At 34.1% G+C, this 16,921-nt stretch carries 10 protein-coding genes; 4 read left to right on the forward strand and 6 right to left on the reverse strand.

All coding sequences use genetic code 11. The features are described 5' to 3' along the window. Positions 1-277 precede the first annotated feature (277 nt). Both JS605_RS09505 and JS605_RS09510 read left to right on the forward strand, forming a co-directional pair. The gene (locus tag JS605_RS09505; protein ID WP_203257486.1) at positions 278-5,854 is read left to right on the forward strand and encodes an Ig-like domain-containing alpha-2-macroglobulin family protein; all 5,577 of its coding nucleotides are present in this window, start codon (positions 278-280) and stop codon (positions 5,852-5,854) included. A 134-nt stretch (positions 5,855-5,988) separates the two neighbouring features. Further along, positions 5,989-6,852, forward strand: coding sequence for an SH3 domain-containing protein (locus JS605_RS09510; RefSeq protein WP_203257487.1), 864 nt, complete (start codon positions 5,989-5,991; stop codon positions 6,850-6,852). A gap of 210 nt (positions 6,853-7,062) precedes the next feature. Here JS605_RS09510 and JS605_RS09515 read toward each other — a convergent pair whose 3' ends face one another. Together JS605_RS09515 and JS605_RS09520 are read right to left on the reverse strand one after the other, a co-directional pair. Next, positions 7,063-8,391, reverse strand: a complete 1,329-nt coding sequence (locus JS605_RS09515; RefSeq protein ID WP_203257488.1) for a hypothetical protein — start codon at positions 8,389-8,391, stop codon at positions 7,063-7,065. Positions 8,392-8,735: 344 nt separating this feature from the next. Continuing rightward, a complete protein-coding gene (locus JS605_RS09520; protein WP_203257489.1) occupies positions 8,736-10,085 on the reverse strand; it encodes a hypothetical protein in 1,350 nt (449 codons plus the stop codon). A 126-nt stretch (positions 10,086-10,211) separates the two neighbouring features. Here JS605_RS09520 and pbpC point away from each other — a divergent pair, with 126 nt between their 5' ends. Next, on the forward strand, positions 10,212-12,563 hold the full coding sequence (gene pbpC, locus JS605_RS09525) for a penicillin-binding protein 1C (RefSeq protein ID WP_203257490.1): 2,352 nt from the start codon (positions 10,212-10,214) through the stop codon (positions 12,561-12,563). A 3-nt stretch (positions 12,564-12,566) separates the two neighbouring features. On the opposite strand, the gene JS605_RS09530 is transcribed toward pbpC, so the two are convergent. Genes JS605_RS09530 through JS605_RS09540 form a run of 3 tightly spaced genes read right to left on the reverse strand, consistent with a single transcriptional unit; the run spans position 12,567 to position 14,475 of the window. Continuing rightward, complete coding sequence (locus JS605_RS09530) at positions 12,567-13,442, reverse strand: endonuclease/exonuclease/phosphatase family protein (RefSeq protein ID WP_203257491.1); 876 nt, start codon at positions 13,440-13,442, stop codon at positions 12,567-12,569. Beyond that, the gene (locus JS605_RS09535; protein ID WP_203257492.1) at positions 13,442-14,005 is read right to left on the reverse strand and encodes a YciI family protein; all 564 of its coding nucleotides are present in this window, start codon (positions 14,003-14,005) and stop codon (positions 13,442-13,444) included. The genes JS605_RS09530 and JS605_RS09535 overlap by 1 nt, the downstream gene beginning before the upstream one ends. Further along, positions 14,002-14,475, reverse strand: coding sequence for a CYTH domain-containing protein (locus tag JS605_RS09540; protein ID WP_203257493.1), 474 nt, complete (start codon positions 14,473-14,475; stop codon positions 14,002-14,004). The genes JS605_RS09535 and JS605_RS09540 overlap by 4 nt, the downstream gene beginning before the upstream one ends. Before the next feature lie 114 nt (positions 14,476-14,589). On the opposite strand from JS605_RS09540, the gene dinB reads away from it, so the two are divergent. Continuing rightward, positions 14,590-15,690 (forward strand): DNA polymerase IV, encoded by a 1,101-nt coding sequence (gene dinB, locus JS605_RS09545; protein ID WP_203257494.1) that lies wholly within the window; start codon positions 14,590-14,592, stop codon positions 15,688-15,690. Positions 15,691-15,794: 104 nt separating this feature from the next. On the opposite strand, the gene JS605_RS09550 is transcribed toward dinB, so the two are convergent. Then, on the reverse strand, positions 15,795-16,877 hold the full coding sequence (locus JS605_RS09550) for a hypothetical protein (protein ID WP_203257495.1): 1,083 nt from the start codon (positions 16,875-16,877) through the stop codon (positions 15,795-15,797). Between the last annotated feature and the right edge of the window lie 44 nt (positions 16,878-16,921).

Consider the following 16,921-nt stretch of genomic DNA (forward strand, 5'->3'; position numbering starts at 1 on the left):
AATAGGTAAATTTGGGTATGTGGAATATACGCTGATAGACTATTCTCAGACTTGAAAAGATTAAAAATTCGATGAAAATGCATTTAAAATGTCCGTTTATCGATGATTCTTAATTGAGAAAGCTACTATACGTTAATTTTTAACACCTAAAACCTTAAGAGTTATTTAACATTTCTCACAAGGCTAAACCTTAAAACTTCAACGTAATTAAATTAACGAGATTCTACCTACGCTTTCGTTTTTTCAGTAATTTGTTCATTCTAAATCTTCAAACTTTATGTCATTAAAAAAGCTCTTTGCTGTCGTAATGGTAATTGCGTTAGCTATATCCTGTAAAAAGAAAGCAGTAGAAACAGATAATATCTTTAAATTCCGAGATTACGTCAGCTATACCACTTCTGGAATGACATCGGTAGCAAATCCTATTCAAATTAATTTAGCGAATGATGTAGAAGGTTGGGAAATGGGACAGGAAATAACCGATAACATTGTTTCCATCACACCACATGTGGAAGGTAAATTAACCGTTACCAACAAACATACTTTAGCATTTACACCAGATGAGCATTTAGAGCCTGATACCGAATATACCGTTACTGTTAAACTGAAAGATATCTACAAAAACATGCCTGATGGTTTTGAAAACTACACCTTTCAGTTTAAAACCATAACCCCTAGTTTTAATCTGGTTACCAATAGTTTACAATCCTACAGTAAGGAATGGCAATATTTGGAAGGTGTTATAAAATCTGCTGATATTATTTCTATTAAGGATGCAAAGCGGTTGGTGGAAGCGTCGCAAAATGGTAAAAAACTAAATATTGTTTTTAATGAATTGAATGCCAGTTCTAAACATTTTGAATTTAAAATTGATAGTATTAATCGTTTAGTTGAAGACAGTAAAATTTTGGTAAAATGGAATGGAAGCCCTATTAAAGCAGTTAATAAGGGCGAAAACACAGTATTAATTCCAGGTAAAAATAACTTTACCATCGTTGATGTCGAAGTAACACAGTCGCCCGAGCAATTTTTATCCATTAACTTTTCTGACCCTCTTAAAAAACAGCAAAATTTTGATGGCTTAGTATCCATTCAAAAAGTAAAAAACCCAAGGTTTATAGTCGAAGGAAACCTACTTAAAGTGTATCCAGATAGTAAACTAGTGGGCAATATTCAAGTGGATGTATTTCAAGGTATCAAAAATGAAGAAGGTTATAAATTGAAAACTCCTTTTTCTGAAACGATTGCTTTTGAAGATTTAAAACCACAGGTAAGATTGATTAGCAACGGTACAATTTTACCTAATTCGCAAGAATTGAAATTCAATTTTGAAGCGGTAAATTTAAGTGCGGTGGATGTGAGAGTGATTAAGATTTTTGAAGACAATATATTACAATTTTTACAGGACAATAACCTAAACAGCAATAACCGATACGATATTAAAAAAGTAGGAAGACGTATTGCAAAACAAACTATTCAGTTGCAAACCTCGGCTGAAAACACAGGGAAATGGAAAGCTTACAGCATCGATTTGTCCAAATTTTTTAAAGCAGATGCAGGCGCTATTTATCGTGTGGAATTAAGTTTTGATAGACGATATTCACTATATGATTGTGAAGCTAACAATCCGAGTACTACAAATGATGAAGACGATTATTATGACGACTATTACGAGGAAGATTACTATGAAGAAAATGATGATGATTTAGCCTCAGGAGATGAAGAGCTCCGAGAGGAAATGTATTGGGACAATTTGTTATATCGCTATAAAAATTACAGCTATAACTGGCGAGAAGAACAAAACCCTTGTCATGATGCATATTACAATGAGCGTAAAATCGTTTCTCAAAACTTATTGGCATCCAATTTGGGTGTTATTGCAAAACGAGGTGGTAATAATTCGTATTATTTCGCAGTAACAGATATTTTAAGCATTTCCCCTGTGGGTAACGCAAAAGTATCATTATATAACTTTCAACAGCAAGAAATAGCAAGTCGCACAACTGATGAGGAGGGCTTAACAATCATTGATGCAGACCACCACGCTAATTTCGCCATTGTTTCAAAAGGAAATAACACCACCTATGTAAAGCTGCACGATGGTAACTCTTTATCCTTAAGTAAGTTTGATGTCTCTGGTCATCGTTTACAACGTGGATTGAAAGGCTATTTGTATGGCGAACGAGGTGTATGGCGCCCAGGAGACACCTTACATTTAACCTTTATGTTGAATGATAATGCTAATCCGCTACCAAAACAACATCCTGTAAAATTAGAAATTACCGACCCTAATGGAAAACTTGTGCACAAACATGTAACTACAGACAATCTCAATAATTTTTACAAGTTTACGGTGCCTACATCTACAGAGGATAAAACTGGAAATTATAATGCTAAAATTTCCATTGGTGGGGCAACTTTTAACAAAGGTTTAAAAATTGAAACCGTAAAACCTAATCGGCTTAAATTAAAAGTCGATTTTGAAGATGAAATTTTAACAAATAACACACCGCTAAAGGGTACCTTGGATGTAAAATGGTTACACGGCGCACCTGGGAAAAACCTGAGAGCAGAAGTAAAAGCAAAATTTAGTACGGCTTACACCGCTTTTAAAAATTATAAGGATTATACCTTTAATGATCCTACACGTAAATTTCAGATGGAAGACATTAATGTATTTGAGGGGAAAGTGAATGAAGAAGGATTAGCCTCAATTAATAAAAAACTTAATGTAGGCAAAAATGCTCCGGGGATGTTAAATGTGCAATTTTTGGTTCGTGCTTTTGAAAACGGTGGCGATTTTTCCCTAGATGCCTTTACTAAAACATATGCGCCATACAATGCCTTTGTTGGCTTGCGTTTGCCAAAAGGGAACGCTTATGGTTCGTTTTTTACAGATGAAAATCAAACCTTTGATGTAGTTACCGTAGATACAAATGGGAAACCCATACAACGCAACAATCTTGAAGTTAAAATTTATAAAGTAGAGTGGCGTTGGTGGTGGAATTCTTCTTACGATGATTTAGCAAGCTATGTGTCAAGCAGATATCATAGGCCTTTTAAATCCATAAAAGTGAATACAGATGTCAATGGTAAAGCTAACTTCAACATAAATATTCCAGATACTAAACGTGGACGCTATTTAGTAAGGGTGGTTGATCCTAAAAGCGGTCATGCCACAGGACGTACCGCATATTTCTATAAAAACTGGTGGCAAAAAGCACCATCTAGCGATAAAGAAGCGGCTAAAATGTTAGTGTTTTCCTCTGATAAAGAAAAGTATAATGTTGGCGAAAACGCCAAAGTTACATTTGCCTCAGGAAGCGAAGGTCGCGCTTTGGTAAGCATTGAAAATGGTACTGAAGTTTTAGACTATAAATGGGTAAAAACAGTAAAAGGCGAAACCACGGTAGATATTCCTGTAACCAAGGAAATGGCACCCAATGTATTTGTTAATATTTCTCTATTACAACCGCATGCCATAACCGCTAATGATTTACCTATTAGACTATATGGTGTAATTCCCATGATGGTTGAAAATCCCGATACTAAATTGTACCCAGAAATACAGATGCCAGAGCAGTTAAGACCTGAGCAAACCTTTAAAGTGAAAATCTCTGAAAAAGATAATAAACCCATGACCTACACCATTGCTATGGTTGAAGAAGGCTTGTTGGATTTAACCCGATTTAAAACACCAAATGCGTGGAACGAGTTTTACAAACGTGAAGCCTTGGGGGTAAAAACTTGGGATGTATTTGATGATGTAATTGGTGCGTATTCCGGAAGTATAGACCAAGTATTTGCTATTGGTGGAGATGGCAGTGCAGCAGGCGGTAAAAACAAAAAAGCCAACCGGTTTAAACCCGTAGTAACCTATTTAGGACCTTTTAAACTGGATGCTGGAAAAACCAAAACCCACCAAATAAAACTGCCTAATTATATTGGTTCTGTACGTACTATGGTGGTTGCAGGGAATAACAGCAATGAAGCTTATGGAAGTGTAGACAAAACCGTTCCTGTAAAAAAACCTTTGATGGTTTTAGCTACGCTTCCTCGAAAATTGAGCCCTGGCGAAAAAGTAACCTTACCTGTTACGGTTTTTGCGATGGAACCTAAAGTGAAAAATGTCAATATTAGTTTAAAATTGAGTGATGGCATTTCGGTTGTTGGCAATGCTAAAAAGACTTTGAGCTTTGCTAAACCCGATGAGCAAATGGCATATTTTAAACTAGATGTAAGTAAAGCCAAAGGTATTAATACGGTTGAAGTAATCGCTACAGGAAATGGAGAAACGTCAAAATATAAAGTAGAGCTGGATGTGGAGAATACAAATCCTGTAACGTCAAAATCTATTGATAAAACGGTAGTTGCCAACGCTTCTGAAACTATAGGGTTTTCAACCTTTGGTGTAGCGGGTACAAATACTGCAACTGTGGAGTTTTCAACATTACCAGCTATGGATTTTACAAGGCGTTTGCAATATTTAATTCGCTATCCTCATGGTTGTGTAGAGCAAACCACATCTAGCGTATTTCCGCAATTATTTTTAGAAGATATTTTTGATCTCACTTTTGAAAAGAAACAACAAATTAGAGATAATGTTGAAAAAGGTATTCAACGATTAGGACGCTTTCAAAGACCAAATGGCGGATTAAGTTATTGGATGGGAGAAAATAGCGCTAACGATTGGGGAACGAGTTATGCAGGGCATTTTATGATTGAGGCCGAGAAAAAAGGCTATGTGTTACCGCTTACCTTTAAAAGTAGTTGGTTGAAATACCAAAAACAAACCGCTAGAAATTGGCGTCCAAGCTACAGACGTTATAATTCTGATTTGGCCCAAGCATATCGTTTATACACTCTTGCTTTGGCTGGAAGCCCAGATTTAGCCAGTATGAATCGCTTGCGGGAATTCAGTGAAATTTCAAATGAAGCCAAATGGCGATTGGCAGCGGCTTATGCCTTGGCTGGACAGAAAGAAGCCAGTGATAAACTTTCGGAAATGGCTAATATTGAATTTAAATCGCTTCGCTATAATTCTTATACGTATGGCTCTGTGGATAGAAATCGTGCCATGGCTCTGGAGACTATGGTGTTAACTAAAAACCCAAAAACTCGTGATTTGGCTGAAACCATTGCCAAAAGCCTCTCTAGTGATAAGTGGATGAGCACACAAACCACAGCATATAGTTTATTGGCAATGGCAAAAATGGTAGGCGCAAATGGAGGGAAAGCCCTACATGTAAGCTATAACATTAACGGTTCTTCTGAAACCATACAAACTAAAAACGCCGTTGCCCAAAGACAGCTAAAAATTGTTGATGGAAGCAACGCAATAGCCATAAATAACAAAGAAAATAATGTAGTATACGTTCGTGTATTGAATTCTGGAAAGCTACCTCTTGGGCAGGAGTTGGTGGAAAAAAGAGGTTTAAGCGTTTCAGTACAATACAAAGATTTACAAGGCAGTACAATTGATATTACTAAACTAATGCAAGGTCAGGATTTTGTGGCTACCGTTAGTGTAAGTAATCTAAAAAACTACAATATTAATGATGTGGCCCTAACGCAAATTTTCCCTTCGGGATGGGAAATTGTAAATACCCGGTTTACAGCGTTTGGAGACACAACCTCTAATAAAGCGCGCCATATAGATATTAGAGACGACCGCGTGAATTTCTATTTTGACTTAAGCAAAAGCGGAAATTCCAATAGCTCCAAAACATTCTCGGTAATGCTAAATGCTAGTTATTTAGGCTCTTATTACTTGCCTGGAATTCAAGCGGAAGCAATGTATGATAACGACTTTTTAGTACGAACTAAAGGGAAGTGGATAACAATTATTAAATAACGTTACTAAGGCGTGTGTATTTCGTGGCTCTGAATACGATTGAGCAGTGAAAGCCTACTTGCCGGTAGGCAGACCTGACCCTTGTGGTAACGCTCAAAATACATACGCAACAGGTAACATAAAACAAAAAAACAATGAAAACATATATTTATATAATAGCTGTATTAATAGGGTTTAATGCAGTTAACGCACAAGAGATTAGATACGTAAACGCTGATAATGGCCTATTTTTAAGGGAAACACCTAATCAAGGATCAAAGCGTGTGGATAAATTAGTTTACGGTACCGCTCTGGAAGTTACTGAACGCACCAATTTAAAGCTTGATGTTAAAGACGATAATACTGTTATTTCAGGGGAATGGGTAAAGGTTACCTGTACGGATGATTTATATAATAACAGAACAGGCTATGTGTTTAATGGGTTTTTAACAGATAGAAAACTTGAAAAACGTTTTAGTATAGATTTTGAGGATTTTAAAATAGAGTTTAACAATTTGAGGGCGGAAATTATTGGAGACCCACAAGTTGCCGTACACGATGCAAGTACTGTTGATGCGTTTATAGATTTTGGAGAGACCTTAAAAAATAAAACCATTAGAATACGACACCATTCCAAGTACAAGGATGTAAAAGTGTTTCAAAAGTATGAAAGTAGTATTGCTATACATGGCGATGCGTCGTACTGTCATTTAGAAGATTGGAAACATTTTTATTCCGCTTGGGAGCCCTTAAAAACTAAGCATAAAAATAGTGTGTTTAAAACCGTTTCATACGATAATAAATCGGTAAATCAATTTGTTGAGGTAGATATCAACGCCTTTAAAGACAAGGTAAAAGGACATTGTGGCGAAGATTGGGTTTCTCATATAAAGGATAACAATACTATTAATGAAGGTGCAGCTAAAATCGTGATGAGTAAAATGTATTTTAAAGTGATTTTTACCACGCTTGAGAATAAAAAAGTTGAGAAAATTATAGCTTTTGATATGCCAATTTAAAGCCAGGATAATGAGGTAGATGAACAAAGTAATAGGTTTTAGCGCAATGAAAAGGTTAGATGTGTAGGTCTAGCTATTATGGGTGTGACCTATTACTTTTGTTTGCCCAAACAGGTATTGCAGAGTTAACAACAATGGTTTGTAGAGGTAATAAATTTATAACAAATGCAACCAGAGCTTTGAAGGAAAAGATCGCACAAATGTTATAACCTATTTCGTTGTATATTGTCTTGTTACAGAGTTATAACCATATTTAGATTTGTAATAAATTGTTTCTATTATCACAACATAGCCTTTAGGATGCCCTTTTTTTATAATTTTTTCGTTGGTTTGAACGTATTTACCAATTACACCATCAATCCAAACTTTATCAAGACAAACTTTAGTACCCTGCTTTACAATAATAACACGTTTATATGTTTTGGCTAGTTTTTTTCTATCAATAAATAGAGGAACTGTATTTATTTTTGGAGTTTCTATAGATAAACTCAGGCCATTCAATCCCTTTTTTTCTAAACTGTTTATTTTTCTAGCAGTTGGTCTTCTTATTGTAATGGGTTTTTCTTTTGAAATGCCTATCTCATAAATATCTGAATACGAATAGCACAAACTATTATCTAAATTTTGTGGATTCTCGGCAACTTTTGCTCTGTAAAAGATTTTAGAATTTGTAGGGGCTATTTTATAAGTGTCTTTTTTTGCTTTAGGAATGTCATCCCAGTTTATACCATCTTTACTCTTTTGCCATTGGTAGAAGTGATTAGAAAAAACGCTATAGTCTGGCTTTAACTTTAAAGTTGTTGAAAATGGTAAATACCCTTTGTTAACAGAAACCCTTTTTTTATTATTTTTATCCAGAACAACTACGTTATCGCCGCAAGGCTTAAAAGCTATATCATCTAAGGCTAAATCGTTACCACAACCACCTTTTCCGTTATTTCTAATTTTTAAAATAACCGATGTTTCATTTGGTCTGGTTTGAAATACTAGTGCGAATTGCCTCCATGTTGGTTTAGAGCCTCCGTATATTGAACCCGTGCTACCACTAGCGAGCAGTGTTTTGTTTGATTTATTCCATATTTCAAAAGTTACATCAATTGGAATACCTCTACCACATGCTTTTGTATATTCTTGCGTTAAATTGACCATCCATGATGAAAATTCATAAGATGTATTTTCACAAAGCCCAGAAACTGGTACTCTAAAAAACTCACCAGGTTCAAAACCAGCATTTATAATAAGCATTCTTCCATTATTATCTCCGGGAGTATGATCATTAAGCTTATACCAATTAAAGTGTTTGTGCGTGTTTGAAACCACATAACACCCATCTTTAGGTCTATTCTTTGTGAACTTATATGTGGTTGTTCCAAAAGGCAGTTTCACGTTACCAATACCGCTACCAAAATCTTCTGTAAAAATAGGATTGCCTGTATTTCCATTACAAAAGCCCAATTGTGCTTCTGCATTAAAAAGACCTAAAAAGAATAGTAAAACCGTTGTTGTTTTTTTTATAGTTTTTAATAAAACTAATGGCATAATTTTCTATTGATTGATGAAAGTTTATTTGTAAGTAGATTGTAGTAATATATTGTTACACGTAATAATAGGTTAATTTTGAAAAAGCGTCTTAAACTTATCTTAAAATACATCCAAACACCTATTTTAGACAGTACTTACTATATAAATGAAACACATAATAAGCTACATAAAAAAAAGAAGACTTAAATTCTTAATCTTTACCTTCCTTTCATTAGCTTATTATTTATGCTTGCCTAAAAAATTATTTAAAGATCCAACTGCTACAGTAATTACAAGTGTAATCATATGTGGTTAGATAAATAAGTATAATGTTTATATGATCAAAAAATACTATGAGCTAATTATTTAGATTTAACTTTTATTGTATACGTTCTTTTCTTAGAGTTATAACCATAAGCAGATTTGTAATAAACAGTTTCGTCTATTATGATATCTCCTTTATCATCTCCTTTTCTTATGATTTTTTCACTGGCTTGAACATAAAAACCTACAGCTCCATCTATCCAAACTTTATCTGTAATAATATTTAAACCGTCTTTTACTATAATAACTTCTTTATAGGTTTTAGGAAGTTTACTTGTAACTGTAAGCTTTGTTTTAGATGATTTTTTTTTAACAGTAAGACTATCTTTTAACTCTTCAATTGCTTTTTCATTTTCTTTAATATTGACTGATAGTTTAGACTTGGTCTTCCTTTTTAGTTTTATGTCCGGCTCAATTATGTTAATTTTAAAATAATCTGAAATTAACTGACATGAAGTATTTAAAAGGTTACTGGCATCTTCGGCAACCAAGACCCTATAGTAAGATGTTTTTCTCAAGTTTTTTATAGAAAAATTATTTTTGGTAGCCCCTTCTATATTTTCCCAATTAGTATCATCTATACTTTTTTGCCATTGGTAAAAATGTGATGTAAATACTGCAAAATCTGGAATTGCGGTAAGCTGTGTTGTATAAGGAAAATTAGTTTGTGAAATATTAATGCTGTTTTTGTTTTTTGACGCATCTTCTATTATAACGGTATCGCCACAGGTTCTAAACATGATATCGTCAATGGCTAAATCATTACCACAACCACTAGATCCGTTGTTACGCATTTTTAGAATTACCGATGTTTGTTTTGGAGCAGTTTTAAAAACCAAACCATATTGTTGCCAATTTGGAGAATTTGAGCCATATATATCTCCTGTGTTTCCTTGTTTAATGATAAAACTATTGGTACTATCCCAAATCTCGAAAGTAACATTTATTGGGTTTGCAACTTGATTGCCGCTATAGCCACATACCTTATGATAATAAGGAAACAAATTGATTAACCACGAAGTAAACTCATAGGTTGTGTTTTCACATAGACCAGAAACGGGTATTGTAAAAAACTCTTCTGGAAGGTTATTGGCATTTACAATTAAACACCTACCATCCTTATCATTTGGAGTATGGTCTTTAGTGATAAACCACCCATAATAATTTGTGTTACTAGACACTTTATAAAAACCGTCTCTTGGAGACCCTTGCGTAAAACTGTAGGTTGTACGCCCTGGGTTTAATTCACTATCAATTCTTCCTGTTCCAAAAGTTTCAATAAAAATGGGGTCGCCAGAGTTACCTCCACAAAACCCTAGTTGTGCTTGTAGATGAGAAATAAATGCAAAGCATAAAAGAAAGTAACTGCAACAAATTAATTTTAACATATTGATTTTAAGATGATTGATGGTAAATTCGAAAGTACAATAATCTTTTTAGTCTCTTTTGACAAAATATCATAAACTTATCTTAAACTACATCTAAATACTTACTTTAGTAAGTAGATATCTTATATGAACACTATAGTAGGCTACATAAAAAAAAGAAGACTTAAATTCTTAATCTTTACCTTCCTTTCATTAGCTTACTATTTATGCTTGCCTAAACAATTATTTAAAGATCCAACTGCTACAGTAATTACAAGTATAAACAATGAATTATTGGGTGCTAAAATTGCTAAAGATGGGCAATGGCGATTTCCACATAATGATAGTGTGCCAGAGCAGTTTAAAACCTGTATTGTTCAATTTGAAGACGAGTACTTTTATAAACATCCTGGATTTAATCCTGTATCTATTTGTAAAGCGCTTCGTGATAATTTAAAGTCGGGTACCGTTAAACGTGGTGGTAGTACCTTAACGCAACAAGTAATCCGGTTATCTAGAAAAGGACAGAAGCGTACGTATTTCGAAAAATTAAAGGAACTTATATTGGCAACACGTTTGGAACTTAGAGCCTCTAAAGAGGAAATTTTAGCGTACTACTCTAGTAATGCACCTTTTGGTGGGAATGTTGTGGGACTAGATGCTGCTTCTTGGCGCTATTTTAATAGAAGCCCGCACGATTTATCTTGGGCAGAAAGTGCCACTTTAGCAGTCTTGCCCAATGCGCCTAGTTTAATTTATCCTGGAAAGCGACAAAATCACTTACTGGAAAAGCGAAACAGATTATTAAAAAAGTTATTGAAAAATAGTATTATCGACTCCTTAACTTTCGAGCTTTCAATAGCCGAGACTTTACCACAAAAGCCATATCCTTTGCCGCAAATAGCACCACACTTACTACAAAATATAGCGAAAACACACAAAGGAGAGTTTGTAAAAACAACTATAGATAAAGCGTTTCAAATACAGGTAAATCAGATTGTGAAAACCCATTATGATCAGCTAAGTCAGAATGAAATTTATAATGCAGCGGTGTTGGTTTTAGATGTTAATACTAGAAAAGTTATGGCTTATGTAGGTAATACACCAACAGATAAATTCCACCAAAACAAAGTGGATATTATCGATAAACCACGAAGTACAGGTAGTATTTTAAAGCCATTTTTATACGCTGCCATGTTAGATAGTGGCGATTTACTTCCCAATACCTTGGTTGCAGATGTACCTACACAGTTTGGGAATTACAATCCTGAAAACTATAACAAAACGTATCAGGGTGCAGTACCTGCAAGTAGGGCTTTAGCTAAATCTCTAAATATTCCTGCAGTTAGGATGTTGCAAGATTTTGGATTGGATAGGTTTCATCATTATTTAGAACAATTGCAATTGAGGGATTTAAAATATACTGCAAATCATTACGGTTTGTCACTTGCCCTTGGAGGCGCAGAAAGTAACCTCTGGGATTTATGTAAAAGTTATGCAGCCCTATCGTCTACTTTAAACCATTTTACTGAAACCTCCAGTGAATATTTTGAAAATGAATTTTGTGAGCCTACTTTTTTGGCTTCTGAAACTATTGATTTTGATAACAGAACAACAAGTAAGATACTTTTTGATGCTGCCTCAATTTATTTAACGTATGAAAGTTTAAAGGAAGTGAACCGTCCAGAAAGTGATGAGAGTTGGGAGTTTTTTGATGGCTCTAAGCAAATTGCCTGGAAAACTGGAACAAGCTTTGGTTTTCGAGATGCTTGGGCTATCGGTACTACTAAAGATTATGTAGTAGGCGTGTGGGTAGGGAATGCCGATGGTGAAGGACGACCAGGATTAGTAGGTGTACAAGCTGCAGCACCCATACTTTTTGATGTATTTGATGTTTTGCCAAATAGTGAATGGTTTGCAAAACCTTATGATGAAATGCAGGAAGTTTCCATTTGTAAACTGAGTGGTTATCGTGCTTCGCCAGATTGTGATGACATCAAAGTTACATATATTCAACAAAGTGGATTAAAAACTAAACCTTGCCCGTACCATAAATTAGTACATCTTAACCAAGAAGAAACATATCAAGTGAATACCTCTTGTGAAGATTTATCTGCCATTACACATAAATCTTGGTTTGTGTTGCCACCTTTAATGGCATATTATTACAAAACAAAAAACCCGTTTTATAAAACCTTACCCAAATTTCGAGAAGATTGTTTGGGCGGTAATTCTATTTCAATTGAATTTATATACCCAAAAGCCAATAACACTATTTTTTTACCTAAGGATTTTGATGGAGAAACAAATGATTTAATTTTAAAAATTGCACATTCCAAACCAGAAAGTACGGTGTTTTGGTATTTGAATGATGTATTTATTGGCGTAACCAAAGATATTCATGAATTAGCAATACAGCCTAAAACAGGAAAACACATGATAACAGTAGTTGATGAGTTTGGAAGTGAGGCGAAACGTAGTTTAGAAATATCAAGATAGTAATTATCTTTCAATATACGTTTTTATCATATTATGATCAGATTTAAAGGTGTGGATTTTTTTATATTGCTTAACATTCAAATCTTTAGATACCCAAATATAGTCTAATGATAATATAGGTAAGTTAAACGCCCAAGTCTCTCTAAATCCGTTACCTTTTTCAGAAAAGGCATGATTAAAATCTGCCTTAATATTTGAAAAAAGTTTGGAATCGTAAGGCAAATTAAAATCTCCTAAAATTACCGTATTTTGTTTGTGTACAATTTTAGAATCGATGTACTCCAAACCCCATGCTTTTGGTACATCTAAACTTGCTACGGCATCAATAGCATAAAAATTAAGACCTGCTGTTTTAAAGTATGTTACCGCTGTGCTGAATTTAGAGAAGAATTCACTAACATTGGTTATTGGCGTTTTAGAAAATATACTGATACCACGGTTTGACTTATGAAAATAGTAACTAGAGTATTTTGATTGTACTGTTTCTAAATCATAAGATCCATGTTCGGTTAGCACAAAAATATCAGGTATACTCTCGTTTTCTTGAAACCCATCTTCAACATTTAAATAGTGAGATCCGTTCCAAAAAACAATTTCTAGGTCGTTTTCGTTTAAATCATCAGGAATATGAATCCTAAAACTTCTATATAACCAAATAACAAGCAGCACTAATACGATGTATAAATTATACTTCCTAAAGCTTTTACTTGCAAATATGGATAGCAGTAAAATGATAATAATAACAACTGGTAGGGGAAATGAATAATAGAACAGGGAAGATTGGAAAGATTCTTCTTTTATTGCAAAATGAATGATTAATAAAGCTAATACTATTACGATATTAATAGTAGGATAAAGAGTTCTTAAAAACTTTTTCATTAACGCAATAGAAATCCTTTTGCAGCCCACCAAGGATGGATTTCAATTTCCAATCGTCCAGCTTTTACCATAGGATCAGAATTTGCCAAACTATCAGCCATGTTTAGAGTTGGTACATTGTAAATAGTTATACCACGAATATCTCCATCATCTCCAAACGGTCCAGAAATATCTGCATAACCAAGTTCATACATTTTGGTTAAATGTGCCAAGTGTTCTTTTTGTAAAGCTGCGGCTTCCTCTTCATTTTGCCCCCTTATAGGCCCCTTTTTAAGAAAAGCTAAATAATATTGTTGCATTAAAAAGGTGTCTTTTTTTACAGGGTCTATATCATAAAAAATCTTGTAACCTTTGGCTGTAAGCTCTTCTTTTATTTGTTTTGCCGTTTTCTTTGGGGCCTCAATAACTTTGGTGATTTCTGTTTCTGCTTCAGTTATTGTTTCAATAGTTGCATCGCCTTTGTTGGATGCATTATTTGTTTCAGACGTAGATGTGCTTGTTGCGTCTTTACAACCTAAAATTACTAGAAATGGGATAACGTAAATGATTTTTGTTTTTTTCATGATGACCAAGTTTTATAGGGTTGTTTGCTTAATTGCGAATTGTAATATTTTATTTGTCCGGTAACTTCTTTTCCTAACCAATCTGGTTTTGTTATCGTTTCATTTTCGGTTGTTAATTCTACTTCTGCAATAACTAAACCTTCATTCTCGCCAAAAAATTCATCTACTTCAAAAACATGTGCGTCAATGTGTATTTCATAACGTATTTTATCAATAATTGTGGGTTCACATAGTTTCAACAGGGCTTCGGCCTCTGTTTTAGAGATTTCTTTTTCCCATTCAAACCTAGACAATCCATCTTTCGAGGCTTTCCCTTTTACTGTTAAAAATCCGTTTTCTCCTTTTAATCTTACACGAACAGTTCTTTGCTTATCGGTATTTAAAAACCCTTGAACTATTCTTGTCTTGGTTTTTGCTTCATTTTTAAAAGCATTTGAATTTACTAAGAATTTCCGTTCTATTTCTATCATAATTCTAAAAAATTCCAAAATTCAATCACTAAATCCCAAAAACAGTATTTTTTCTTTGCCTTTGGATTTTGGGCTTTGTAGTTTGGTTTCTCAAAATTAGCATAATTTTGTTGTATGTCTGCCGATTTACCAATTCGAAAAATAATTCATGTAGATATGGATGCATTTTATGCCTCTGTAGAACAAATGGATAATCCAGAACTAAAAGGTAAAGCTATTGTTGTTGGGGGAGGTGGAAAGCGTGGTGTTGTGAGTGCTGCAAGTTATGAGGCCAGAAGATATGGAGTTAAAAGTGCTATGGCAGGTACTTTAGCCGCTAAGTTATGTCCCGATTTAATTTTTGTAAGACCTCGTTTTGAGCGATATTCTGAAATTTCAAAACGAATTAGAACTATTTTTTATGAATATACTGATTTGGTGGAACCGTTATCTTTAGATGAAGCCTACTTGGATGTGACGCAAAATAAGAAGGGCAATCCTAGTGCGTCTCTAATAGCCCGAGACATTAGGGAACGTATTTTTAATGAAATAGGCTTAACAGCTTCAGCAGGAATTTCCATCAATAAGTTTATAGCAAAAGTAGCGAGCGATTATAATAAGCCTAACGGACAAAAAACGGTAAATCCAGAGGAAGTTTTGGAGTTTTTAGAGCAGCTGGACATCAGGAAATTTTATGGTGTTGGAAAAGTTACTGCAGAAAAGATGTATCAAAAAGGGATTTTTACAGGGCTAGATTTAAAACAAAAATCTTTAGAATACCTTGAAAATAACTTTGGCAAATCTGGAGCATACTACTATTATATTGTTCGAGGGATACATACTAGTAAAGTAAAACCGCACCGCACGCGAAAAAGCCTGGCTGCTGAACGTACCTTTAGTGAAAATTTGTCTTCTGAAGTTTTTATGCTAGAAAAACTGGAACATATAGCCGAGGAGGTAACACGAAGATTATCCAAAAGTAAAGTAGCGGGTAAAACAGTAACGTTAAAAATAAAGTATAGTGATTTTACGTTGCAAACAAGAAGCAAAACCCTGCCTTATTTTATTAGTGATAAGAGTATTATTATGGAAACTGCTAAAGATTTGCTCTATCAAGAAGCACTTAAAAATTCTGTTAGGTTATTAGGAATTTCATTGTCTAATTTAAATACTGAAAAAAAAGAAAAACCAAAAGCTAAGAAAAGTGTAAGTGTGCAGTTGAAGTTTGAATTTTAGAGACTGATTATTTTTAGTATTTTTTTAACCAGAATATCGTTTATGTTCTAGTTACATACAAAAACCTCCATTTGGAGGCTTTTGTAGACTAACTCAAAGAACACTTAATCCATATCAAAACGAACACCAAGGGATATGTTGTTTTGATCTACTATTTGGTCTTTAAAAATGGGAGATAAGTCGTATTTAAGGTACAGTGCGGTGTCTCCAAAAGCCACATAGGTGCTAAGCCCATAAACTAGGTCGGTTGTATTTAAACCGCGTTTTTGCTTGTCTTTTATACGTTCTCCATCTAAATCGTATTTTAGTTTTTGACGCGTACCTATGTTAAACCCAGCATAGCCACCTAAGCCTATTTTAAACTTTCTTTTAGTTGAGTATCTAAAATAGGTTTCCTTTTCTATTTTTTTGGATGGACCAAATTCAAAATGCATGGGAAAAACTAAGTTGGTTATTGTTAATTTAGATTTTCTTAAGCTTTCAGGAAATTCCTCTAGCATGGTTTGATTATCGTTTTTTACAAAATACTGATTGTCATTAGGTTTTAAACCGTTAATATGTAAGGATACACCATATTTAAAACGCACAAAATTTGAGTTTTTAAATAAGCGATACTTCCATGCCCAACCCATTTCAAAAAAACGGGAGCCTCCAATTTTGTAGGGCGTGTCGTCTAAACTCTGTCCGCTTATAATCGCATTGTTTAAGCCAAATGCTAGGACAAAATCACTTTTGGTACGTCTGTCGTATTTTCTATGTTTTGGCTTGTCATCTTTTTGTTTGCCAAAAAAGACAAAACTTGCATCTCCATCTTCACTTCCTCCTATCCTAAATACAATTTCATCCTCCTCTGTACCATATCCTTTTTCGTTACGCTCTAATAAAGCAATTTTATTAGTTAAAATAGCAGTACGGTTTTCAATATTTAAAGCTCGTTTTTTTGCCATTTCCATTTTAAGATTTTGAGCTTCTTCTTGAGTAATTTCTCCGTTTTTTAATCGTGCATCAATAGCTTCTACTTCAGATTTTAGAAGTGCTTTTTCTTCGGCTTCAACCTTTTTTATAGATGCTTTTAGCTTTTGTATTTCGGCTTTATTTACTGTTTTTGGAATGCTATCTTGTGCAGTGATGAGTTGCACACTTAAGCTTAAAATAATTAGTATAAAATACTTTGTAATTGTTTGCATAACTGTTCGTTTTTTGATGCTAATCCCAAAGTTTTGGGATAATG

Origin of the sequence: Hyunsoonleella ulvae, from assembly GCF_016827605.1 — a bacterium.
Classification (GTDB): Bacteria; Bacteroidota; Bacteroidia; order Flavobacteriales; family Flavobacteriaceae; genus Jejuia; species Jejuia ulvae.